At 70.5% G+C, this 21,224-nt stretch carries 20 protein-coding genes; 11 read left to right on the top strand and 9 right to left on the bottom strand.

Annotation, left to right across the window (positions count from 1 at the left end; translation table 11 throughout):
• Positions 1-55: 55 nt before the first annotated feature.
• The 3 genes from CCR79_RS04020 to dcd all read left to right on the top strand — a co-directional run bounded on the left by CCR79_RS04020 (position 56) and on the right by dcd (position 2,796).
• The gene (locus tag CCR79_RS04020) at positions 56-721 is read left to right on the top strand and encodes a CBS domain-containing protein (protein ID WP_201169023.1); all 666 of its coding nucleotides are present in this window, start codon (positions 56-58) and stop codon (positions 719-721) included.
• A 51-nt stretch (positions 722-772) separates the two neighbouring features.
• Complete coding sequence (gene mgtE, locus CCR79_RS04015) at positions 773-2,122, top strand: magnesium transporter (RefSeq protein WP_201169021.1); 1,350 nt, start codon at positions 773-775, stop codon at positions 2,120-2,122.
• A gap of 104 nt (positions 2,123-2,226) precedes the next feature.
• Positions 2,227-2,796, top strand: a complete 570-nt coding sequence (dcd, locus tag CCR79_RS04010) for a dCTP deaminase (RefSeq protein WP_201169020.1) — start codon at positions 2,227-2,229, stop codon at positions 2,794-2,796.
• Positions 2,797-2,805: 9 nt separating this feature from the next.
• Here the strand turns inward: dcd and CCR79_RS04005 are convergent, their stop codons facing one another.
• The 3 genes from CCR79_RS04005 to purM all read right to left on the bottom strand — a co-directional run bounded on the left by CCR79_RS04005 (position 2,806) and on the right by purM (position 5,635).
• On the bottom strand, positions 2,806-3,573 hold the full coding sequence (locus tag CCR79_RS04005) for a DUF3108 domain-containing protein (protein ID WP_201169019.1): 768 nt from the start codon (positions 3,571-3,573) through the stop codon (positions 2,806-2,808).
• 353 nt (positions 3,574-3,926) lie between these two features.
• Positions 3,927-4,595, bottom strand: coding sequence for a phosphoribosylglycinamide formyltransferase (purN, locus tag CCR79_RS04000; protein ID WP_201169018.1), 669 nt, complete (start codon positions 4,593-4,595; stop codon positions 3,927-3,929).
• Positions 4,592-5,635, bottom strand: a complete 1,044-nt coding sequence (gene purM / locus CCR79_RS03995; RefSeq protein ID WP_201169017.1) for a phosphoribosylformylglycinamidine cyclo-ligase — start codon at positions 5,633-5,635, stop codon at positions 4,592-4,594. Before purM ends, purN begins: the two co-directional genes overlap by 4 nt.
• A gap of 284 nt (positions 5,636-5,919) precedes the next feature.
• On the opposite strand from purM, the gene CCR79_RS03990 reads away from it, so the two are divergent.
• A complete protein-coding gene (locus CCR79_RS03990; RefSeq protein ID WP_201169015.1) occupies positions 5,920-7,023 on the top strand; it encodes a DUF2066 domain-containing protein in 1,104 nt (367 codons plus the stop codon).
• A gap of 16 nt (positions 7,024-7,039) precedes the next feature.
• On the opposite strand, the gene CCR79_RS03985 is transcribed toward CCR79_RS03990, so the two are convergent.
• Positions 7,040-7,762, bottom strand: a complete 723-nt coding sequence (locus tag CCR79_RS03985) for a DUF481 domain-containing protein (protein ID WP_201169013.1) — start codon at positions 7,760-7,762, stop codon at positions 7,040-7,042.
• Between the two features lie 173 nt (positions 7,763-7,935).
• Between CCR79_RS03985 and hda the strand changes: the two genes are divergently transcribed.
• A complete protein-coding gene (hda, locus tag CCR79_RS03980) occupies positions 7,936-8,661 on the top strand; it encodes a DnaA regulatory inactivator Hda (RefSeq protein ID WP_201169011.1) in 726 nt (241 codons plus the stop codon).
• Here the strand turns inward: hda and CCR79_RS03975 are convergent.
• Together CCR79_RS03975 and wrbA are read right to left on the bottom strand one after the other, a co-directional pair.
• The gene (locus CCR79_RS03975) at positions 8,588-8,965 is read right to left on the bottom strand and encodes a DUF2069 domain-containing protein (RefSeq protein ID WP_201169008.1); all 378 of its coding nucleotides are present in this window, start codon (positions 8,963-8,965) and stop codon (positions 8,588-8,590) included. The genes hda and CCR79_RS03975 overlap by 74 nt on opposite strands.
• On the bottom strand, positions 8,962-9,564 hold the full coding sequence (gene wrbA / locus CCR79_RS03970; RefSeq protein WP_201169005.1) for an NAD(P)H:quinone oxidoreductase: 603 nt from the start codon (positions 9,562-9,564) through the stop codon (positions 8,962-8,964). The genes CCR79_RS03975 and wrbA overlap by 4 nt, the downstream gene beginning before the upstream one ends.
• A 61-nt stretch (positions 9,565-9,625) precedes the next feature.
• On the opposite strand from wrbA, the gene CCR79_RS03965 reads away from it, so the two are divergent.
• Both CCR79_RS03965 and yccX read left to right on the top strand, forming a co-directional pair.
• Positions 9,626-10,954 (top strand): virulence factor BrkB family protein, encoded by a 1,329-nt coding sequence (locus CCR79_RS03965; protein ID WP_201169002.1) that lies wholly within the window; start codon positions 9,626-9,628, stop codon positions 10,952-10,954.
• Positions 10,951-11,229 (top strand): acylphosphatase, encoded by a 279-nt coding sequence (gene yccX, locus CCR79_RS03960; protein ID WP_201168999.1) that lies wholly within the window; start codon positions 10,951-10,953, stop codon positions 11,227-11,229. The genes CCR79_RS03965 and yccX overlap by 4 nt, the downstream gene beginning before the upstream one ends.
• Before the next feature lie 51 nt (positions 11,230-11,280).
• Here yccX and CCR79_RS03955 read toward each other — a convergent pair whose 3' ends face one another.
• The 3 genes from CCR79_RS03955 to CCR79_RS03945 all read right to left on the bottom strand — a co-directional run bounded on the left by CCR79_RS03955 (position 11,281) and on the right by CCR79_RS03945 (position 15,878).
• Positions 11,281-12,156, bottom strand: coding sequence for an SDR family oxidoreductase (locus tag CCR79_RS03955; protein ID WP_201168996.1), 876 nt, complete (start codon positions 12,154-12,156; stop codon positions 11,281-11,283).
• Positions 12,132-13,838: a proline--tRNA ligase gene (locus CCR79_RS03950; protein WP_201168992.1), complete on the bottom strand. Its 1,707-nt coding sequence runs from the start codon at positions 13,836-13,838 to the stop codon at positions 12,132-12,134. Before CCR79_RS03950 ends, CCR79_RS03955 begins: the two co-directional genes overlap by 25 nt.
• A gap of 99 nt (positions 13,839-13,937) precedes the next feature.
• Positions 13,938-15,878, bottom strand: coding sequence for an EAL domain-containing protein (locus tag CCR79_RS03945; RefSeq protein ID WP_201168989.1), 1,941 nt, complete (start codon positions 15,876-15,878; stop codon positions 13,938-13,940).
• Positions 15,879-16,233: 355 nt separating this feature from the next.
• Here CCR79_RS03945 and CCR79_RS03940 point away from each other — a divergent pair, with 355 nt between their 5' ends.
• The 4 genes from CCR79_RS03940 to CCR79_RS03925 all read left to right on the top strand — a co-directional run bounded on the left by CCR79_RS03940 (position 16,234) and on the right by CCR79_RS03925 (position 21,183).
• Positions 16,234-16,677: a DUF4402 domain-containing protein gene (locus CCR79_RS03940; RefSeq protein WP_201168985.1), complete on the top strand. Its 444-nt coding sequence runs from the start codon at positions 16,234-16,236 to the stop codon at positions 16,675-16,677.
• 83 nt (positions 16,678-16,760) lie between these two features.
• Entirely contained in the window at positions 16,761-17,333 is a 573-nt protein-coding gene (locus CCR79_RS03935; protein WP_201168983.1) for a hypothetical protein, read from the top strand.
• A gap of 79 nt (positions 17,334-17,412) precedes the next feature.
• Positions 17,413-18,267, top strand: coding sequence for a molecular chaperone (locus tag CCR79_RS03930; protein WP_201168981.1), 855 nt, complete (start codon positions 17,413-17,415; stop codon positions 18,265-18,267).
• Positions 18,268-18,276: 9 nt separating this feature from the next.
• Positions 18,277-21,183 carry a hypothetical protein gene (locus CCR79_RS03925; protein WP_201168978.1) on the top strand — a complete coding sequence of 969 codons (2,907 nt, stop codon included), beginning with the start codon at positions 18,277-18,279 and terminating at the stop codon, positions 21,181-21,183.
• The last annotated feature ends 41 nt before the right edge of the window (positions 21,184-21,224 follow it).

The raw sequence follows: 21,224 nt of genomic DNA, 5'->3' as shown, positions 1-21,224 counted from the left end.
GGCGCGGCTGCATGCGCCGCTGCGTGCCGCTGCACGCCAACAGGGAGGAGTCGCCATGTTCGACAAGCCGCGCACCGCCGCCACGGACACCCGCCACGCCACCGATGAGGCCATCGCCCGCGCCCGCCGCCTGGCGCAGCAGCCCATCCGCGAGGCCGCCCGCGAGGCGCAGCACACCCCGCTGCACGCCTTCGCCCGGGTCGCCCGCCACCTGCCGCGCGATGTCTACCGCGATCTGGAGCGCCGCCTCCCCGAGGAGCGTCGCCAGGCCCTGCGCCATCTGCTGACGCTGCCGAGCGCCTGCGTCGGGGCCTGCCAGAGCGACGACTTCGTCCCCGTCAACGACGCCGTGCCTGCCGCGGCCGCCGCGCGCATGCTCGACGCCCACGGTGGCCGCGAGGCGTACGTTGTCCAGGGGGATGGGCGTTACCGTGGGGTGGTGGCCCGCGGCGTCCTGCAGGACGCCGGCGACACCCCGGTGGGCCGCCTGGCCGCATCGCGCCCCTCGCTCGAGGAGCTGGACGACGCCCCGCACGCAGTGCGCACCATGGACCGCGCCGGGACCGACGAACTGCCGGTGGTCGATCGCTACGGGCGGCTGACCGGGGTGCTCCGGCGAGCGGCCGTCCAGGCGAGCGCTCCGGAACGCCGGGGCTGGCTGCCGCGCCTCGGCCTGGGTGGCCGGTTCCGCCGTGGCGGCGCGCGCGGGCAGGGCGGCTGACGCCGCCCCGAGGTAAGCCCAACCAAGAAGACGCACGACAAGGAGCCAAGCATGGCCTACGAAGAGCTGCTCGACGAGATCCGACAGCTCCTCGATGGGAGGCGCTGGAAAGACGTTCGCGCTCGCATCGAGGAGCTGCCGGATCAGGACATCGCCGAACTGATCCTCAGCCTGGAGAAGTCGCAGCGTATCTTCCTGTTCAAGCTGCTGCCGCGGCCGCGGGCCTCGGAGGTCTTCTCGTACCTCTCCGGGGACAATCAGGACGCGCTGCTCCAGGACATGACCGACCACGAGACGCGGGAGATCGTCGCCGCGCTCACACCGGACGATCGCACCGCGCTGTTCCAGGAGCTGCCCGCCGAAGCCACCCAGCGGCTGCTTGAGCTGCTGCCCCCGGGGGCGCAGCGCGAGGCCCGCGAGCTGCTCGGCTATCCGGCGGAGAGTGTGGGCCGGCTGATGACGCCGGACTACATCGCCGTACGTGCCGACTGGACCGTGGAGCGCAGCCTGCAGCATATCCGCGGCCAGCGCGAGAAGGCCGAGACGGTGAACGTGATCTACGTCACCGACCGTGACGGACGCCTGCTCGACGCGCTGACCATCCGCCGTTTCATCGTCGCCTCGCCGGAGACGAAGGTCGAAGAGCTGATGGACTATCACTTCATCAGTGTCTCGGCGTTCGAGGATCGCGAGAAGGCGGTGGAGACGGTGCAGCGCTACGACCTGACGGCGCTGCCCGTGGTCGATACCGAGGGGGTGCTGCTCGGCACCGTGACCCCGGACGACGTCATGGACGTGGCCGAGGCCGAGGCCACCGAGGACTTCCAGAAGGTCGGTGGTGTCGGCGTGCTCAACTTCAGTATGCGCGACGCCAGCATGAAGCTGCTCTACCAGCGGCGGGTCGGCTGGCTGGTGCTGCTGGTGTTCATCAACATGTTCGGCGGCGAGATCATCGCCTCCTTCGAGGAGACCATCGAGGCGGTCATCGTCCTGGTCACCTTCCTGCCGCTGGTCGTCGACACCGGGGGCAACGCCGGCACCCAGTCGGCCACGTTGATGGTGCGCGCGCTCGCCACCGGGGATGTCAAGGCACGGGACTGGTTGCGGCTCTGGGGCAAGGAGGCCGGCGTGGCCATCGCCCTGGGTCTGACCGTGGGCCTGGCGGTCTGGGCGCTGGGGCTCTACCGCGGCGGCCTGGACATCGCCTGGGTGGTCGCCTTCGCCATGGTCGCGGTGGTCTTCATGGGCAGCATGATCGGCATGCTGCTGCCCTTCGGCCTGGCCCGGCTGAACCTGGACCCGGCCACGGCCAGCGCGCCGCTGATCACCTCCATCGCCGACATCGCCGGCATCCTGATCTACTTCACCATCGCCACGGCGATGCTCGGGCACATGCTCTAGTGCCGCGTCGGGGTGCACGTCCGCGGGGGCGGGCGTGCACCCTGGTCATCCGGGGCTCTGCGCCCTAGAATCCCCGCCAGAACGCAGTCAGGAGAAGGCGCCGCATGACGATCAAATCGGACCGGTGGATCCGGCACATGGCGCAGGAGTACGGCATGATCGAGCCGTTCGAGCCGGGTCAGGTGCGCGATACGCCAGAGGGAAAGCGCGTCATCTCCTACGGGACTTCGAGCTACGGCTACGACGTCCGCTGCGGCAAGGACTTCAAGATCTTTACCGACATCAACTCCGCGGTGGTGGACCCGAAGGACTTCGATGCCGCGAGCTTCGTGGACGTCCACGGCGACGTCTGCATCATCCCGCCGAACTCCTTCGCGCTGGCCTACACGCTGGAGTACTTCCGCATCCCGCGGAACGTGCTGACCATCTGCCTGGGCAAGTCGACCTATGCCCGCTGCGGGATCATCGTCAACGTTACGCCCCTGGAGCCGGAGTGGGAGGGGCGGGTGACGCTGGAGTTCTCCAACACCACCCCGCTGCCGGCGAAGATCCACGCCAATGAGGGCGTGGCGCAGATGCTCTTCTTTGAGTCTGACGAGCCGTGCGACATCTCCTACGCCGATCGGGGCGGCAAGTACATGGGCCAGGACGGGGTCACGCTGCCGCGCTCCTGACCGCCGGCCTCAGTCGTCGCGAATCGGTCCGCTGACGTCGGTCAGCTCCATGACGAAGGTGCGTCCGCTGTCGGCGTGCTCAATCTTCACCGGCAGGTTGTGCATGCGCCGGTAGACCCACGCGTTGGACTCACGGGAACTGTCGCCGTCGCGCACGCGCTGGATGCGCTCGGCCCGGTAGGAACCGGCGGCGACCGAGACGCGCTCGCGGCCCTTGCGCTCGAAGCTGTAGTCCGAGATCTCCGCGTCGTCGGCGATCCGGTAGGTCAGCACCCGGTCGAAGGTGGCCGAGAGATCGCGCATGATCAGAAGCTGCGGCAGCAGCCGGTCCACCGCGCCTTCCTCTAGGTCGATGCGCTCGCCGTCTTCGAAGGTCACTTGCCCGGCGTCGTGGTCGAAGGTGATCTCCTCGTGGCGCTCGTCGCGGCCCTCGCGCTTATGGATGAAGCGCTCCGGCCGCAGGGTGCCGTCCTCCAGGACACGCCCTTCGCTGATATCGGTCAGGTTCGTGCCCAGCACCGCCCGGGCGAGCCCGCGGGGACGGACGAACATCTCGTAGCGGTAACGGTCATCGCCCAGATACTCCAGCTCCAGCCGACTGGTGCCCAGGGTCAGACGCCCGTACTTCACCTCATACTCCGCCCGGAACTCGGGGATGCGCTCCGCCTCGGCCAGCGCGGCGGGGGCGGCCAGGGCGGCGGTGCCGGCAAGCAGCCCCAGCAGCAGCCATGCCGCCACGCGACGAGGCGCGGGAATAAGGCTGGATGGATCCCTCATGCTGACTCCTTATCAGGCGGTTTCGCACGCTATTGCTCTTTAGGCAGCCCGTTGGCGCTGGGGTTCGTCCCAATCGGCCAAGTTGGCAACCGCGCCGGAACACCGTCCGGGTGGGTCCCCTGGGTCGAGCCTTCAGGGCGCGCCGAGCAGCGCAGCCCCGGCGGGGGATCCGCGCGAACCCATCGTGGTTCGCGCGGATCAGCGAGGTTTTGTCCGAGCGGCGCGTCAGCGCCGCGAGTTAAGCGAGCGGCCCCGCCGGGGTGAGCAGCACAGGGCACCCCGCAGGGGCGCGTCCTGCGCTCGACCCCGGGGGCTCACCCGGACGGTGCTCGTCGCCGCAACCGAAACCGCCCCTATAGCGCATCGACCGCATCCTCCGCCCGGACGCGCACCGGCCCCGAAAGCACCCGCCCGTCCAGCTCGACCCCGGCTTCCGTCAGCGCCAGCCGCCCCTGCGCCAACCAGCGCACCGCCAGCGGATAGACCCGGTGCTCCTGCACCTGCACCCGCTGCGCCAGCGCCTCGGGCGAATCCCCGGCATGGACCGGCACCACCCCCTGCACGATGGCCGGGCCGGCGTCGAGCTCCGGCGTGACGAAATGCACCGTGCAGCCGTGCTCCTCGACCCCCGCCTCCAGGGCCCGCTCATGGGTGTGGAGACCGCGGAAATCCGGTAGCAACGACGGATGGATGTTCAGCAGCCGCCCCTCGAAACGCTGGACGAAGACCGGCGTGAGGATGCGCATGAAACCGGCGAGCACCACCAGATCCACGCCCACCGCCTCCAACTGCTCAACCAGGGCGCCGTCGAAGGCCTCCCGGTCGGCGTAGAGGCGATGGTCGACCACCGCCGTGAGCACACCGGCCACCCCGGCCCGCTGTAGCCCGTAGGCGTCGGCCCGGTTGCTGAGTACGCAGGCGAAGGTTCCGGGCAGCTGCCCGGCGGCGTGCTGGTCGAGCAGGGCCTGCAGGTTGCTGCCGCTGCCCGAGAGCAGGACGGCGATCCGCGGGCCCTGGCTCACGGTGCGGCTCCATCGATGGTCAGCCGCGGCGCGCCGTCGTCGGCGGCGACCACCTCGCCCAGCCGCCAGGCGGACTCGCCCTGCTCCTCGAGCACGGCCAGGGCACGCTCGGCGTCGGCGGCGTCGACGCAGGCCACGAAGCCGACGCCGCAGTTGAAGGTGCGCAGCATCTCACCGCGCTCGACGTTGCCGGCGCGTGCCAGCCAGTCGAAGACCGCCGGCCACGGCCAGCGCTCCAGCGCCGCCGCGCAGTGCTCGGGCAGGACCCGGGGCAAGTTCTCCGGCAGGCCGCCGCCGGTGACGTGGCAGAAGGCCTTGACCGGCACCGACTCGGCCAGCCGCAGCGCCGGGGTGACATAGATGCGCGTCGGCCGCATCAGGTGATCGGCCAGCGGCTCGCCCTCCAGCGACTCGTCCAGCGCCCCGGGGTGGCGCTCAAGGATCTTGCGGATCAGCGAGTAGCCGTTGGAGTGCGGACCGGAGGCGGGCAGGGCGATGAGCACGTCGCCGGGGGTGACGGTGGTGCCCTCGATTAGCCGCTCGCGCTCGACCACGCCGACGCAGAAGCCGGCCAGGTCGTAGTCGCTGTCGGCGTACATGCCGGGCATCTCGGCGGTCTCGCCGCCGAGCAGCGCGGCGCCGGCGTCGCGGCAGCCAGCGGCGATGCCCTGCACTACGGCGGCGGCGGTATCTACGTCGAGGTGGCTGGTGGCGTAGTAGTCGAGGAAGAACAGCGGTTCCGCGCCCTGGACCACCACGTCGTTGACGCACATCGCCACCAGATCCGTACCCACCCCCTGGTGGCGGCCGGTCTCGATGGCCAGGCGCAGCTTGGTGCCGACCCCGTCGGTGCCGGCGACCAGCACCGGGCGGCGGTAGCCGTCGGGCAGCTCGACGAGGCCGCCGAAGCCGCCGATGCCGCCGAGCACCTCCGGGCGGCGGGTGGACTCGACGGCCGGGCGGATACGGCTGACAAGGTCGTTGCCGGCGTCGATATCTACCCCGGCGTCGCGATAGGTCAGCGGGCGTTGCTCTTCCAAGGCGGTTCTCCTGGGGTGTACCGGTGGGCAGGGCTCGTAAGCCAATGCCGCGTAGTATGACGCCCGGCCCCCGGCGGCGCCAAGCGCCCGGCTGAACGCGGGCGGCCGGGGTTGCAGGGCGCCCTGATGCCACGGCGTCGGTGCAGCCTGTCGGGCCCCGGCGACGTGGATCGCGGCTCCATGGGGCCCCGTGGCTCGTGGTATGTTGGACAGCAGGCGTGCGCTCTGCACCCTCAGTGATCCACCCTGAACCCTGACCCCTACGGATGACCGACAGCCCGCCCATGAGCACGGCCGCACCCTCCGCCCCCGACCGTCTTCACCCCCGTCGCCGCGCCCTGCCGGTCGTGGTCCTGGCCGCCTGCGCCCTGCTCGGGGTGGGTACGGCGGCGGCGAGTGATCTCTACACCGCCGAGGTCCGTGTGGACAGCCGTCAGGACGCCGAGCGCGAGGCGGCCGTCGAGGCCGGCCTGGAACGGGTCATCGGGCGCATGGTGGGGGTCTACCACGGCTTGGAGGACCACCCGGCGGGGGAGCTCCTCGACGACGCGGAGCGCTATCTGGAGAGCTACCGCTACCTGCGCCTGGACGATGAGCTGGCCGTGGAGCTGCGCTACGAGGGCGGGGTTTTGCGCCGCCACCTGGGCGAGCGCGACGTGGCCGTCTGGGGTGAGCACCGGGCGCCGATCCTGCTCTGGGTGGCCACGGAGATCGACGGTCGGCGTGATCTGCTCGGCTTCGCCGCGGCGGGGACCGAGGGCGAGGTGCTCGAAACGCTCCACGACGGGGCCGAGCAGCGCGCCCTGCCGCTGATGTACCCGACACTGGATCTGCGCGATCGGCAGGCGGTGGGCTTCGTGGACATCTGGGGCGGATTCGACGAGTCGCTGCGCGAGGCCTCGCAGCGCTACGGCAGCGCCGCGGTGGTGGCGGTGGGCCTGCGCAAGGCGGGTACCGGCGCCTGGCGGGCGCGCTGGACGGTGCTCACCGGCGAGGACGCCCTGCAGCATCACACCGGCCCGGGTGAGCTGGAGCGCGTGGTGACGGAGGGGCTCGATGAGGTCGGTGGCGCCCTGACCCGCCGCTTCGCCGTGGTCCCCGGTGAGCACGACGGCCAGCAGCTGGAGATCGCCCTGACCGGCATCGACGCCGTGGAGGATTACCTCGGTGCGGTGCGCTATCTGGAGGAGGTCACCGGCGTCGAGCAGGTGGATGTGCAGCGCATTGCCGGCGATCGGGTGACCCTGCGTCTGCTCCTGGCGCGCAGCCCCGAGCGGGTGGCCGAGGATCTGGACGACGCCGAGACGCTCTGGCCGGAGGCCCTGCCCGCCGCCGAGGTCGGCCCCGGCGGCGGGCAGCTGACCCGCAGCTACCGCTGGCAGCCGTAGCCGCTGCGTGCGCGGCTCACCAGTCGTAGGTCAGGTTGACCAGGGTGGTGGCGTCGTAGCGGGAGTCGGCCTCGGTGTTGTTGTCGTAGTCGTAATTGAGCTGCAGGCTGGCGCTGAGGTTCTCCATCAGCGGCATGCGCAGCCCGGTGCGCGAGGTGACGAACCACTCGTCGGAGTCGCTCAGCTCGCTGATCAGCTCGTGGCGGTGGAAAAAGCGCAGGGCCCCCTCCATGAAGTACTGTCGGTAGTCCAGTGCCCAGCGCGCGGCGGCCTCGCGGTTGCGATCGCCGGAGTCCAGCTTCTCCTCGCTGATGTAGGTGGGGCCGGCCTCGGCGGAGAGGCGGATGCGGTCGTCGTCGAAGAACTGGTAGCCGGCACCGATACCGGCGACGTAGCGCTGGCGCAGGTCGGCCTTGCGGTCCTGGCGCCAGGAGAGATTGGAGTTGGCGTACCAGGGGCCGTGGAAGAACCAGTCGTAGCCGGCGCCGATGCGGGAGTTGTTGACGTCCTCATCGCCGTCGCCGTCCTTGCCGCGGTTGAGCTCCAGGTTGGCGGTGAAGCGGTGGGCGTTGGTGCGCTCCAGGTAGTCGGCGTTGAGGTTGTAGCGCTCGGACTCGGTGTTGCCCTGGTTGATGGCGATACCTAGGCTGGCCGAGGCCTCGCGGCCATCGGCGGCTGCGCTGCCGCCGGCGGTGGCCAGTGCCACGGCCGCGGCCAGGTGGATAAAACGTCTGCGCATGGTGAGCGGCTCCTCGATCCGTGTGGGTGTCGGGTCGGCGGCCCGCGGCGACCGCGGGCCGGGTTCCGTGCGCGGGAGATTAACAGGCCTGCGCCGCTGGACAAGGCGGCGCTTGACAGGGCGGCGACGGCGCCCTGGAATGAGCCCACCCGCAATGCCCACCGGGGGGATCGGTGCAACTGCCACTGAACATCCGCTGGAACGCCGCCGCCGAGCTCGACCGCTTCGTGCCCGGCGAGAACGATACGGCCCTGCGCCTGGTCACGGACCTGGCCGACGGCGTGCTCGAGGCGCCGGCGCTCTACCTGCACGGCCCCCACGGGGTCGGTAAGAGCCACCTGCTCCAGGGGGCCTGCCGCCGCGTGACCAGCGCCGGCGGGGTGGCGGTCTACCTGCCGCTGGATCAGCTGCTCGGCCACGGCGCGGCGGTGCTCGACGGCTGGGAGCAGGCGCAGCTGATCGCCCTCGACGATCTCGATGCGCTGCACGGGCGCGACGAGTGGCAGGGTGCGGTCTTCCACCTCTACAACCGGGTGGTGGAGCGCGGCGGGCGGCTGCTCTTCGCCGGGCAACGGCCGCCGGCGGAGCTGCCGCTGGGGCTGCCGGATCTGCGCTCGCGCCTGGGGTGGGGCCCGGTGGTGGCGGTGCGCGAGCCGGACGAGACCACGTGCCTGGCCATCCTCCGCCAGCGCGCGGCACAGCGGGGGCTGGAGCTGCCGGACGCCACGGCGCGCTACCTGATCCGCCGCCTGCCGCGGGAGCTGCCCGGGCTGCTGGCCTTCTTCGAGACCCTGGATCGGGCCTCGCTGGCCGCCGGGCGTCGGCTTACGGTGCCGTTTGTCCGCGAGATCCTTGCCGAGCGCTCCCGGCTTGACGCAGATACATCAGGGCGGCGGTGAAGTAGACCACCGCCAGGGCGATCTCGAGGACGCCGAGCCAGCGCTCCGGGCCGGGCACCGCGGCGTAGGTAACACCGTGGATGAAGTAGATCAACACGAAGATCGCGCTCCAGGCCACGGTGTAGCGGCGGCCGTAGAGGACCCCGCGGGCGGTGAGCGCCAGCGGGCCGAGCAGCGTGATCAGGGCGATGGGCATCAGCGCATCCGCGGGCGGATGCAGCCACAGCAGCCAGCTGGTCATCAGCACGACCAGGCCGATGAAGGCGGTGATGGCGATCCGGTGCAGGGCCTTGGCCGACATCATGCCTCGGGTCCGTAGAGCTGGACGGCCAACCGCGCCACGCGGCGGCCGAGGGCGTTGCACAGCTTGCGCTCCTCGTCGGTGATCGGCCGGTTACCCGCCGTCCCGGCGGTGTGGCTGGGGCCGTAGGGCGTGCCGCCGCTGGTGGTCTTGGCCAGGGTCGGCTCGGTGTACGGCAGGCCGACCAGGTACATGCCGTGGTGGAGCAGCGGCAGCATCATGCTCAACAGGGTGGACTCCTGCCCGCCGTGGAGGCTGCCGGTGGAGGTGAAAACCGCCCCGGGCTTGCCGGCCAGCGTCCCGGAGAGCCAGGCGCCGCTGGTGGTGTCCAGGAAGTACTTCAGCGGGGCGGCCATGTTGCCGAAGCGCGTGGGACTGCCCAGGATCAGCCCGTGGCAGTGCTCCAGTTCCTCGACGATGGCGTAGGGCGCCCCCTCGTCGGGGACCGCCGGGGCGACGCTCTCCCAGTCCGGCGAGACTGGCGGGACCGTGCGCACCACGGCTCTGGCGCCGTTGACGGCCTCCACGCCCCGGGCCACGTGGCGGGCCATATCGGCGGTGGCGCCGCTTCGGCTATAGTAGAGCACCAGGATCCTGGCCACGGCGGTATCTCCGTTGGTTGCGGTACCCGGCATTCTAACGCCTGCACGGAGAGGCTCCACCATGACGGAACTGCGCGGCCGCCTGCGCGCTGCCGCCGACAGGCTCCGGGCGTTGCCCGCCCACCCGCTGGTCAGCCAGGCGTGGGGGTTCGGCGAGTACCTGGTCCAGCGCATCCAGGCCGATCAGTGCGCCAAGAGCGCCGGCATGCTCGCCTACGTCACCCTGCTGGCCATCGTGCCGTTGATGACCATCGGCTTCTCGGTGCTGGCGGCCTTCCCGGTCTTTGAGGGGGTCACCGACCGCCTGCGCGAAGCCATGGTCGATTACCTGGTGCCGGCGGCGAGCGACGCCATCGACGAGCACCTGGAGAACTTCATGGGACGCGCCGCCGAGCTCACGGCGGTGGGCATCGCCGGTCTGACGGTGACCGCGCTGTTGCTGCTCAACACCATCGAGCGGGTGCTCAACGAGATCTGGCGGGTGGAGCGGCCGCGGCCGACCCTGCAGCGGTTCATGGTCTACTGGACGGTGCTGACCATGGGCCCGCTGCTCCTGGGCGTGAGCGTGGCCTCCACCTCGTACATGGGCACGGTGAGCCTCGGCCCGCTGGAGCCACCGTCGGATCTCATCGCCCAGCTGCTCAACCTGGCGCCCTTCGTGGTGCAGGCCGTTGTCTTTACGCTGCTCTACAGCCTGGTGCCGCACCGCAGCGTGCCGGTGCACCACGCCGTGATCGGGGGCGTGGTGGCCTCGGGGCTGTTCGAGTTGGCCAAGGGCGGCTTCGCGGCATTCATCGCCCGCGCGCCGACCTACGAGGTCATCTACGGGGCCTTGGCGGCGCTGCCCATCTTCCTGGTCTGGCTGTACATCTCCTGGCTGGTGATCCTCATCGGTGCGGAGGTCACCCAGGCCCTGCGTGGCTACCGCTGGCGCACCGGCGGCCACCTGGCCCGCGACCGGTGGGCACTGGTGCTGGCGGTGCATATCCTGGGGCACCTCTATCAGGCGCAGCGCCGGGGCGAGGGGGTCACCTTCGCCGAGCTGCTCGAGCAGGAGCCGGAGGCCGGCGAGCCCGGCCTGGCCGAGGCCCTCGAGGCCCTGCGCCGGCACCACGTCATCGAGCGCAGCGCCGACGGCGCCTGGCTCCTGGCGCGGGATCCTTCGACCTTCAAGCTGGCCGAACTCCACCGCATGCTCGCCTACCCGCTGCCCCCGGCGGCGGGCTTGGAGTCGGGCGTGGCGTGGGATCGCCGGCTGGCCGAGCGGCTGCGCCGGGTGGAGGAACGTTGGGAGCAGAGCTTTGATCTGCCGCTGAGCGCCCTGCTTGAGCCCACCGCCGAGGAGGCGGCCGACGCAGGGCGCCCGGCGGCGCGTGCGGAGGTAGCATGACGACGACCGACGAGAAGACACGCTGTACCATCAGCGGCCGGGTGCAGGGGGTCTGCTTCCGGGCCGCCACCCAGGAGCAGGCGGTGCGCCTGGGCGTGACCGGCTACGCCCGCAACCTGCGCGACGGACGCGTGGAGGTGCTCGCCTGCGGGCCGCCGGAGGCGGTCGCGCAGCTGCGCGAGTGGCTGCATCAGGGGCCGCCGGCGGCCAGCGTCACCGCGGTCCACTGCGAGCCGGCCGACGACCCGGCCCCGGCGGATTTCACCGTCCGCTGACGGGCCATTGGCGGCTGTGGCTGCCGCACACCGGCCGCGTGCGCCGGCGCGCTACGCCCCGCCGCCGATCAGTGCGGCATACCCCTCCCGGAACGTCGGGTAGCGGAAGCAGTAGCCGCTGGCCTTGAGCTTGCGGTTCGAGCCGCGCTTGCTGCCTACCCCGCGCATGCCGCCGCTGCCCGGTTCGCCGCGCGGGGGTCGCGGTACGCCGAGCAACTCGGCGATGCCGTCCATCACCTCGCACTGGGTCGAGGGGGCGTCATCCACCCCGAGGTAGACCCCGCCGGGAACCTCGTCGCGGCCGAGGTGGGCGAGGCTGCCGACCACGTCCTCGCTGTGGATGCGGTTGGTGTACTGCCCCTCCTGGCACGGCTCGCCGGCCTCGACCTTGCGGATGAGGAAGTCGCGGCCGCTGCCGTAGATGCCGCCGTAGCGGGCGGCCACCCCGGCCCACGGGCCGGCGAGGGCGATGGCCTCGGCCTCGAGCAGGCGCTGCCCGGAGAAGCGCCCGGGCTCGGTGGGGCTGTCCTCGTCGATCCACTCGTCGGCCTGCTGGCCGTAGACGGCGGTGCTGGAGACGAAGACCAGCCGCCGCGGCGCGGCCGGGTGGCGACGCAGCACGCCGGCGAGGTTGTGCAGGCCGTCGACGAAGGCGCGGCGGTAGCCGTCGTCGTCGTAGCTCCCTGGGGTGACGATGTAGTAGACGGTATCGAGCCCGGTGGGCACCGCCTCGGCCAGGGTCGCCGGGTCCTCGAGGTCGGCGGCGATCGGGGTGATCCCCTCGGGCAGGCCCTCGGGCTGGCGGCGCAGGCCGAAGACCTCGGCCCCGCCGGCGGCCAGGCGGCTGCCCAGGGCCTGGCCGATGCGGCCGCAGCCGGCGATGAGGACGCGGCCGCGAGGGCCTAGGTCAGACGGTTCTTCAGCCATGTCACGATCTCCGTGCGGGGGACGCTGGTGGGGTTGTCGTCTTGGCGACCCTTGTATTCCACGCTGCTGTCCTGGATCGCCCGGGGGCTGACCACCACCCGGTGGGGGATGCCGATCAGCTCCATGTCGGCGAACTTCACCCCGGGGCGGGCGTCGCGGTCGTCGTAGAGGACATCGATGCCGCTGGCGGTCAGCTCACCGTAGAGCGCCTCGGCGGCCTCGGCCACCGCCGGATCCTCGGCCTTGATGGCCACCAGGGCGACCTGGAACGGGGCGATGGGCGCCGGCCAGCAGATGCCCTGATCGTCGTGGTTCTGCTCGATGGCCGCGGCCACCACCCGCGAGACGCCGATGCCGTAGCAGCCCATGGTCACGGTGCGCTCTTGGCCCTGCTCATCGAGTACGCTGGCGCCCATGGCCGCGCTGTAGGTGGTGCCGAGCTGGAAGATGTGCCCCACCTCGATACCGCGGCGCAGGGTCAGGGTGCCCTCGCCGTCGGGGCTCGGGTCGCCGGCCTCGACCTCGCGCAGGTCGGCGGTCTCCGGCTCGGGCAGGTCGCGGCCCCAATTGACGCCGGTCAGGTGGTAGCCCTCGCGGTTGGCGCCGCAGGCAAAATCGGCCATCGCGGCGGCGGCGTGGTCGGCGATCAAGGGGATCCCCGTCAGCCCCACCGGCCCCAGCGATCCGAACGGGCAGCCCAGCTCGCGCTCGACGCGCTCGGCCTCGGCGAAGGTCAGCGGCGCCTTGACCGCCGGGTGCTTCTCGGCCTTGAGCGCGTTGAGCTCGTGGTCGCCGCGCAGCAGCAGCGCCACCAGTCCGCCCTCGGCGCCCTCGACCACCAGGGTCTTGAGGTTGCGCGACTCGGGCAGCCCCAGATAGGCAGCCACCTCGGCGATGGTCCGCTGCTCCGGTGTGGCCACCTCCTCCATGTTCGCGCCGGGCGCCGGGCGCGGCTCCTGCGGCGGCAGTGCCGGGGCCAGCTCGACGTTGGCGGCGTAGCCGCTGGGCTCGCACACGGCGATGGCGTCCTCGCCGGAGTCGGCGAGGACCATGAACTCGTGGGAGACACTGCCGCCGATCGCCCCGGTGTCGGCCTCCACCGGCCGGAAGGCCAGTCCGGTGCGCTGGAAGATCCGGCAGTACGCCTCGTGCATGCGCTGGTACTCGGCGCGCAGGTCATCCTCATCGAGGTGGAAGGAGTAGGCGTCCTTCATCAGGAACTCACGGGCGCGCATGACGCCGAAGCGCGGGCGGATCTCGTCGCGGAACTTGGTCTGGATCTGGTAGTAGTTCACCGGCAGCTGGCGGTAGCTGCGGATCTCCCGGCGGAAGAGGTCGGTGATCACCTCCTCGTGGGTGGGGCCGAAGCAGCAGTCGCGGTCGTGGCGGTCCTTGATGCGCAGCAGCTCCGGGCCGTACTTCTCCCACCGCCCGGACTCCTGCCAGAGCTCCGCCGGCTGCACGGCGGGCATGAGCACCTCCAGCGCCCCGGCGCGGTTCATCTCCTCGCGCACGATCCGCTCCACCTTCTGCAGCACGCGCAGCCCCAGGGGCAGCCAGGTGTAAAGCCCCGAGGAGAGGCGGCGGATCATGCCGGCGCGCAGCATCAGCTGGTGGCTGACGATCTCGGCGTCGGCCGGGGTCTCGCGGGTGGTGGATAGCGGAAAACGGGTGACGCGCATCGATTCGCTCCCTGTCTGGATCCGGTCTTCGGCGACGGCTGGGCCGCGGAACCGGACTAGGGTAGCGCAGCAGGGCGCGGGGGCGAAGGGAGCAGCGGGTCAGGACGCCGCGGTCAGCCGCCCGGCGATCACCTCCGCCGGCGCGGGGTGGCCGAAGTGGTAGCCCTGCGCCTCGTTGAACCCCATTTGCTGCAGCAGCTCCGCCTCCTGGCCGGTTTCCACCCCTTCGGCGGCCAGCCCCATACCGAAGCGCTGGGCGAGCCCGGCGATGCTGGTCACTAGCGCCTGTTGGTCCGGGTCCGTTGGCAGGTCCCGGATCAGCGTCTGGTCCACCTTGAGCCGCCCGGCGGGGAGATCGCGCAGGGAGACGAGCGACGCGTAGCCGGTGCCGAAGTCGTCGATGGTCACCCCCAAGGCGTGCCGGCGGGCGTGGGCCAGGCCCTCATGGCCGGCGCCGCCGGTCTCCAGCAGCTGGCGCTCGGAGAGTTCGATGTCCACGGTGTGCGCCGGCAGGCCCAGCCGCTCCAGACGCTTGCTGAGCACCGCCGGATCCAGCGCGCCGGTGCCCAGGGTGCGCCCGGCGGTATTGACGCTCACCCGCGGGACGCGGCGCCCCTGGGCGTGCCAGTCGGCGAGGTCGGCCAGTACCTGCTCCACCACCCAGCGGTCCAGATCGCCGAGCAGGCCGGCCTGCTCGGCGGCGTCGATGACCTCCTCGATGCCGGGCTGGGGGGTGGGATCCTCGGGCCAGCGCAGCAGGGCCTCCAGGGCGGTGAGCTCACCGCTGGCCAGATCGAAGACCGGCTGGTAATGGACGCAGAGGGTGTGCCGATCCAGCGCCCGGCGCAGGTCGCGGATCAGGGACACGCGCCGGGCGACGCGATCGCCCAGGTCTGGCTCGACGATCTGCCCGGGTTGGTGGTCCGCAGCGGTGTGCGTGGCCGCCGAGCGCGCCTGCTCGAGCAGTGTGGCGGCGTGGCGGCTGTGCTCGGGGAACAGGGCGATGCCGATGCGCGGCTGCAGCCGGCAGGTGCAGGTGCCGGTCTCCACCGGCTGTTCGAGGGCCTGGCCGATGCGCTGCGCGACCTGCAGGGCGCCGCTGCGCGAGCCGGTCTCCGGCAGGATGGCGGCGAACTGGCCGCGTCCCAGGTGGCCGAGCAGATCGGCGTGGCGCAACTGCCCGCCCATACGCTCGGCGACGCCGTGCACCACCCGATCGGCGATCTCCGCACCCAGCCCGGCCTCGGTGCGCTCGAAGCCGTCGAGCTGGACTACCAGTACGGCCAGCTCGGTGTCCCGGGCCTCGGCGCGCTGCATGGTCCAGCGCAGCAGCGCCTCGGTGGAGTCCCGGTCCGGGAGACCGGTAAGCGGTTCCCGATCGACGGGGTGTGGCGGCCCCTCGGCTGTGGCCCCGGGGCCCGGTTCCCGGGGGTCGAGCAGCAGCAGGACCAGCGGACGCTCGTGCAGCGGCGCCTCGATCAGCTGCGCCCGGGCCTGCAGCAGGCTGCCGTCCTCGCCGCGACGGGTGCTCAGCCGGACGCCGCCGCGCGGGGTGGCGTGGGGCGGGGCGGGGTCACCGGTCATCAGCGGGCACTGGGTGCGGATCCGCGCCAGCGCCTCGCCGGGCAGGATGCGCTCGGCCGGCTCGCCCAGGACCCGCTGCGGTTGGCGCTGGAGGAGTTCGCTGGCGGCCGGATTGCAGAGCGCCACCCGGCCCTCAGCGTCCAGGCCGACGACGGGCTGTGGGCCGTGCTCGAGCAGCGCGGCGGCCAGCCCGGCCCGGTCCAGGTTCCAGCGCAGGGTGTGGCAGCGATCCTCGCCGTCGCCGTGGTCAGGGAACTGCAGCTCCAGCAGCCGCAGCGGGTGCACCCCGAGCACCTCGGCCACCTCCGCCACCGTGCCCAGGTTCGGATACCCGTCGCGGGACCAGAAATCGTAGAGCGACTGCCGGCTCATCCCGGCCCGCCGGGCGACCTCGGCCAGGGACAGGCCCTGCTCGTTGGCACAGCGGCGGATGAAGACCTCGAGCTCCGTGCTCATCGGTGCACTCCTTGTCCAAGTGGCCCCGCGCTTGCGCTCCTCCCGGGGCCGCGTTGCGGCCCCTCACTGGTAAACGTTTAGTTAACCGGAGGGGCGACGGGCGATGGAAGGGTGGAGTGTCCAGATCCATGGACAGATCGGCCAGTGCGCGGGTGTCTGATGTTTCGGACGATCGAGGGCGCCCATTCGTCGGAACAGCTGGACGGAAACGGTCAGGGGGCTTTGGTAGCGTCCCAAGTGCCAGCCAATCCCGGGTCGACGACCGGAGAAATGACCCGGGGCTGGACCACCGGAAGTCGCTTCTTGGCTGAAGCAGACCAAAGGATTCGCACAGGGAAACAGAGGAGAAGCAGTCATGCGGAAGTTCGACTGGACCAAGGGTGCGCTGGCGCTGACCGCGGGTTCCGTTCTGGCCATCGGGGCCGGGAATGTCGCGGCCGACGACTGGGAGGACAGTGACAGCTTCGACGTTGAGGTCGAGGTCTGGGAGGCGGTGGAAGTCACGATTGATAATGAGCCGAGTTTGGATGACCAGTACGTCCAAGGCCAGGAAGAGGATCATTCCTTTGACGCTAGCGTGAGTGGCGAAGGCGGCGAGAACGTACAGGTTACTTATGAGTCGACGGGTTTCGATGGCACTGGTGTCTCTCTCACGACCCCGGAGGACTTTACTGACAGTCTGCCCGACGAAGATGACTTGGATGCTGGCGGGGAGTTGACGGTTGAGGTCGATGAAAACGCGGACACCGGTGAACATGAGGGGAGCGTGAGTATCACGGCGGATTATACGGCTTTCTAAGTGCCTCCTCAGCCGAGGATCTGCAGGATGAAACGCGGGCCCCGCAGAGGGGCCCGCTGAATCAAGGCTAGAGGAGGTGAGCCATGAGCCGATGGAAGCGCTATCCACCGTGCCGGGCTCACAAGAGTGTTGCGGCATGGACGGTGGCCAGTGTGCTCGCCGTCGTCGCAGGTACGGCATCGGCGGATCAGGACGGGTCCGATGCCGAGGAGTCGATGGAGGTCTCGCTCGAGGTGACGGAGCTTGCCGAGCTCAATGTCACGGTCGAGCCGGACCTAACCTGGGATGACCCGCTCTTTACCGGCGAGCCCTTGCCCGAGAGCTACAATGAGCCGCAGCTCACGATCGAGGGCGAGCCGGAGAAGCTGGTCAATCTCAAGCTGGACGGCGATCTGGATGAGGTCGATGACAAGAGGGCCATCCTGGAGGTGGAGAATGGCTCCGACACGTTCGAGATGATGCTCTCGGCGACCTTCGACTTCTCGAAGGGTCCCGTTGAGCTGAACGGCGATGGTGTTTACGAGTACCCGATCATTGTCTGTGGCTGTGAGGCCAACGGCGATCAGGCCACAACCGAGTCCCCGATCCCGGAGGACATCGAGGCAGGGACCTATAGCGCGACGATCCACGCCTACGTGGATTACGCGGATTTCTAACTGATCGGGGATCCTTGCGGGGGCAGGCGAGGACGCCGGAGCCCCCGCCCTTTCTTTCAGGTGTGGGGAGGTCGGTCGTATGCGCAGGCTCGCGTTCGGCGCGTCGTGGCTGGCAGCTGCGGGGCTCAGCTTGGCGGTGGTGGGCGATGCGATGGCTTCGTTGCAGCTCGCCCCGCAGCGCGTCTTCCTGGATGAGCAGCAGCGCGCCACGCAGGTCCAGGTCTTCAATCGCAGCGACGAGCGCCAGGAGTATCGCGTCTTGGTCCTGGACGAGCAGGTGACACCCCGCGCCGGCACAGAGCTGAAGGAGCCGGTCGAGCCTCCGAACAGCGATCGTGGTTACTACGGGGCTGACCTGGTGCGGTTCCATCCGCGGCAGATGACGCTGGAGCCGGGCGAGAGCCAGACCGTGCGCATGATGGCCCGCTTCCCGGATAACCTGGAGCCGGGCGAGTACCGGGCGCGGCTCGCGGTCCGGACCATGCCGACCGGGGATGCCCAGGCCTTCGCCGACGATCTCGGCGAGGACGAGGTGGCGGTGGAGATCGAGACCCTGTTCGCCATGAGCGTGCCCATGGCGATCACCTACGGTGAGCCCGAGGCCGAGCCCGCCTTCGGCGAGGTCCGCCGCGTGGCCGAGGAGGATGACGATACCCTCGAGGTGGTGCTCGAGCGCAACGGCGAGCGGGGCGTCTACGGCGACTTGGCCGTCTACCGGGAGGGTGAGGCGGAGCCGGTCCTGGAGCGCTCCCGCGCCGTGGTGCCCGCCTCCATGGCGGATCACCGCATCATCGAGCTCGACAATGCCGAGGCCGGGATCCGGGCGGGTGACCGGCTGCGGCTGGTCTACCGGGCCTTCGACGAGGCGGAGGACGGGAGCCCGGCCCCCGAGGGCGGCCATGTCCTCGCGGAAGAGGTCGTGACGGTCGAGTGACCGGTCGGGGTGGTGTCCGCCCGCGCCGCGCTCCTGGCCGGTTTCGTTGGCCTCTCCCTGGCGCTGCAGCCATCGATCGGCCTCGCATCGAGCCCCCTCTCACTGGATGCCCTCGAGGAGGCGGACGAGGAAGCGCGGAGCGACATGATCGTCCGCCTCAGCCTAGAGGGCTACATGCTCGCCGATACCGAATACCTGATCCAGGAGGGGGAAGCGGTCTACTACCCCCTCGGGCAGATCGCCAGCCACCTGGAGTTGGCGCTGGACGTGCAACCCCGCGAGGGCGAGGTGACTGGGTGGGTCCTCGATCCCGACCGCACGGTCTCCTTCGACGCCGAGAGCGGCATGGGCAAGGTCGGAGGCGACCCCCTGGTCCTCGGGGACGAGGACTGGATCCAGGAGCACGATGACCTCTACCTCCGGGAGGAGGCCATCCAGGCGTTCCTGCCCGTGGACTTCGAGCACCGCCCGCGCGATGCCGAGATCCACATGCGCGCTGAGGAGGAGCTTCCTGTGCTCAGCCGGCTGGAGCGCGAGTCCCGCTGGGCGGAGCTTCGCGACGGGGCTCCCGCCGACGAGGGGGAGGCGTGGCTGCCCCGGGAGCCGCTCCCGCGGCGCGCGCTGACTCGCCCCGCATGGTCCCTGAGCCTCGACCAGCGGCTGAACGACGAGCAGACCGCTACACGGGGCGATCTTGCAGGGGCCGGTGATGTGCTCTGGCACGAGTCGGAGTGGCGGCTCCTGGCCAATGACGAGGATGGCCTCCGCCGATTCGACGGCGTGCTCGGCCAGCAGGTTAGCCACCCGGCTTTGGAGCGCTACGAGCTAGGTCGGGTCAATCCGCCGCGCTATGACCTGGTCCGCCGCGGTCGCTCCGGGATGGGGGTGACCGCGACCAACCGTCCGGAGGGCGTGGCGCGAACGACCTTCACCGATCAGACAATCGAGATCGAGGTCCCCGAGGGCTGGGATGTCGAACTCTATCGCGACGGTGACCTGATCGACTTCGCCCAGGACGTCGATACGGACCGCCTCGAGTTCGACGACATCGACGCCCGGCCGGGCACCAACCCCTACACCATCGAGTTCTACGGGCCGCACGGTGAGCGGGAGACCATCACGCGCACCATCGAGATCGGCCCCGGGCTGCTGCCCCCGGGCAGGGTGCACTACAGCCTCGACGCCGTCCGGGAGGGCGAGAGCCTCTACGAGCAGGACCCAGCCGATGAGCACGTCCGGAGCGCTGCCGGGCGGGTGGATGTCGGCGTGACCGAGGCCGTGACTGTCGGCGCGGACGTCCACTACCAGGAGCCCGATGAGCAGGCGGCTCCGGCCGAGCGCGAGCTTGTGGGTGCGGACGCCGCTTTCAGCGCCCTGGGCGTCTGGGGCCGTGTGCGCGGTGCCTTCGATCGCGAGGATGGCAGCGCCTGGCGGCTGTCCCTGGATCGGGGGCTGGGGCCGCTGGATCTCGGCTACGAGTACACCCATGTGGATGGCCTCGAGGGCGACGCCATCCGCAGCCGCGTCAGCGGCGAGCTGCGCCACGGCCATGAGCTCCAGGCCGCCGGCTCCCTCGGGCCATTGCGCACGCGGCTGCGCTATGAGCACCAGGAGTCGGCGGACGGCGAATCCACCTGGCAGCGGCTGCGCACCCGCGAAAACGTGACCATCGGTGGGCAGCGCCTGAGGCATTCGCTCCGCGTCAGCCGGACGGATGACGAGGATCCCGCAGCGCGGGGAAGCCTCCAAACCCGCTGGGGCCGCCATCGCCAGGGGCGGCTGAGCCTCGGGGTCAGCTACGACCTCGCCCCCGAGGCGGAGATGGACAGCGCTAACGCTGAGCACAGCCAGGACCTCAACGCGAACTGGCGCGGCAGCGCTAGCCTGCGCGGGAGCTTCAACGATCGCCCCCACCGCCTACGGCTGGGGCTCTCCCGCACGAGCCGCGAGTACTGGCGGCTGTCGGGGCGGGGCCAGATCGATACCGAGGGGAGCTGGCAGGTCTCGGTCGGCGTGGACGTCGGCGGTCTGCCCCATCCGGATGGCGGCTGGTATCCCGATCCGGAGGCCGGGCGCGGCTACGATCACGGCGCCGTCCTGGCCCGCGTGCACCAGGACGGGGAGCCCGTGGAGAATGTCGAGGTCTGTGCCGACCGTCAGTGCGGGGCCAGTAACGAGGACGGTGAGGCCTGGGTGGCCCGACTGGAGCCACACGAGCCGGTCAATGTTGAGGTTGATGTCGGCTCCATCGAGAACCCCTTCGTGCGGCCGGCCAAGGAGGGGGTGAGCTTCAAGCCGCGCCCCGGCAGGGTGCTGCCCGTGGAGTACGCCTTGCACGAGACCGGGGAGGTGGACGGTACAGTGCAGCGGCGGCGCGGGCTGTACGACCCCGAGGAGGTCTCGGGCTTCGAGGTGGAAGCGGTCGATGCCGAGAGCGGCGAGGTCGTGCGCAGCGAGCGCAGTGTCTTTGACGGCCTCTACATCCTCGATCGACTCCCCCCTGGCGCTTACCGGATCCAGGCCTCCGAGGAGCAGGCGGAGCGCCTTGGCGTGCCGCAATCAGCGACCGCGCAGCGGGTCGCCATTGAGGACGATGGGGACTTGGCCCGCGGTTACGACCTGACCATCCACGATGATGGTGAGATCGTCCAGGCTGCTGAGCCAGCTTCCCCGGTGGAAGAGATTCGCTTCGGATTCGACGAGGGGTACAGCCTTCGCGAGCACCTGGAGCATGTGCTGGAGCGGCTGGAGGCCCCGATGTCCGACGAAGATCTAGCGGCGTTGGTCGAGGAGGTGCAGATGCTCAATGGTGATCCAGACGATGGGGACTCGGTGATCGTCCCCGCAGATCAGGCTCCGCTGGACGAGATCGCCCACTGGGAGCGGACCGGGAAGCTCGGTCTGGAGTCGCAGTGAGCTGCTAGCCGGGAGGGGCGCTTACCTGGGCGGCGCTTTAG

Source organism: Halorhodospira halophila, from assembly GCF_016653405.1.
Taxonomy (GTDB): domain Bacteria; phylum Pseudomonadota; class Gammaproteobacteria; order Nitrococcales; family Halorhodospiraceae; genus Halorhodospira; species Halorhodospira halophila_A.
The sequence above is the reverse complement of the archived record's forward strand: the minus strand, read 5'-3'. Positions and strand labels throughout refer to the sequence as shown.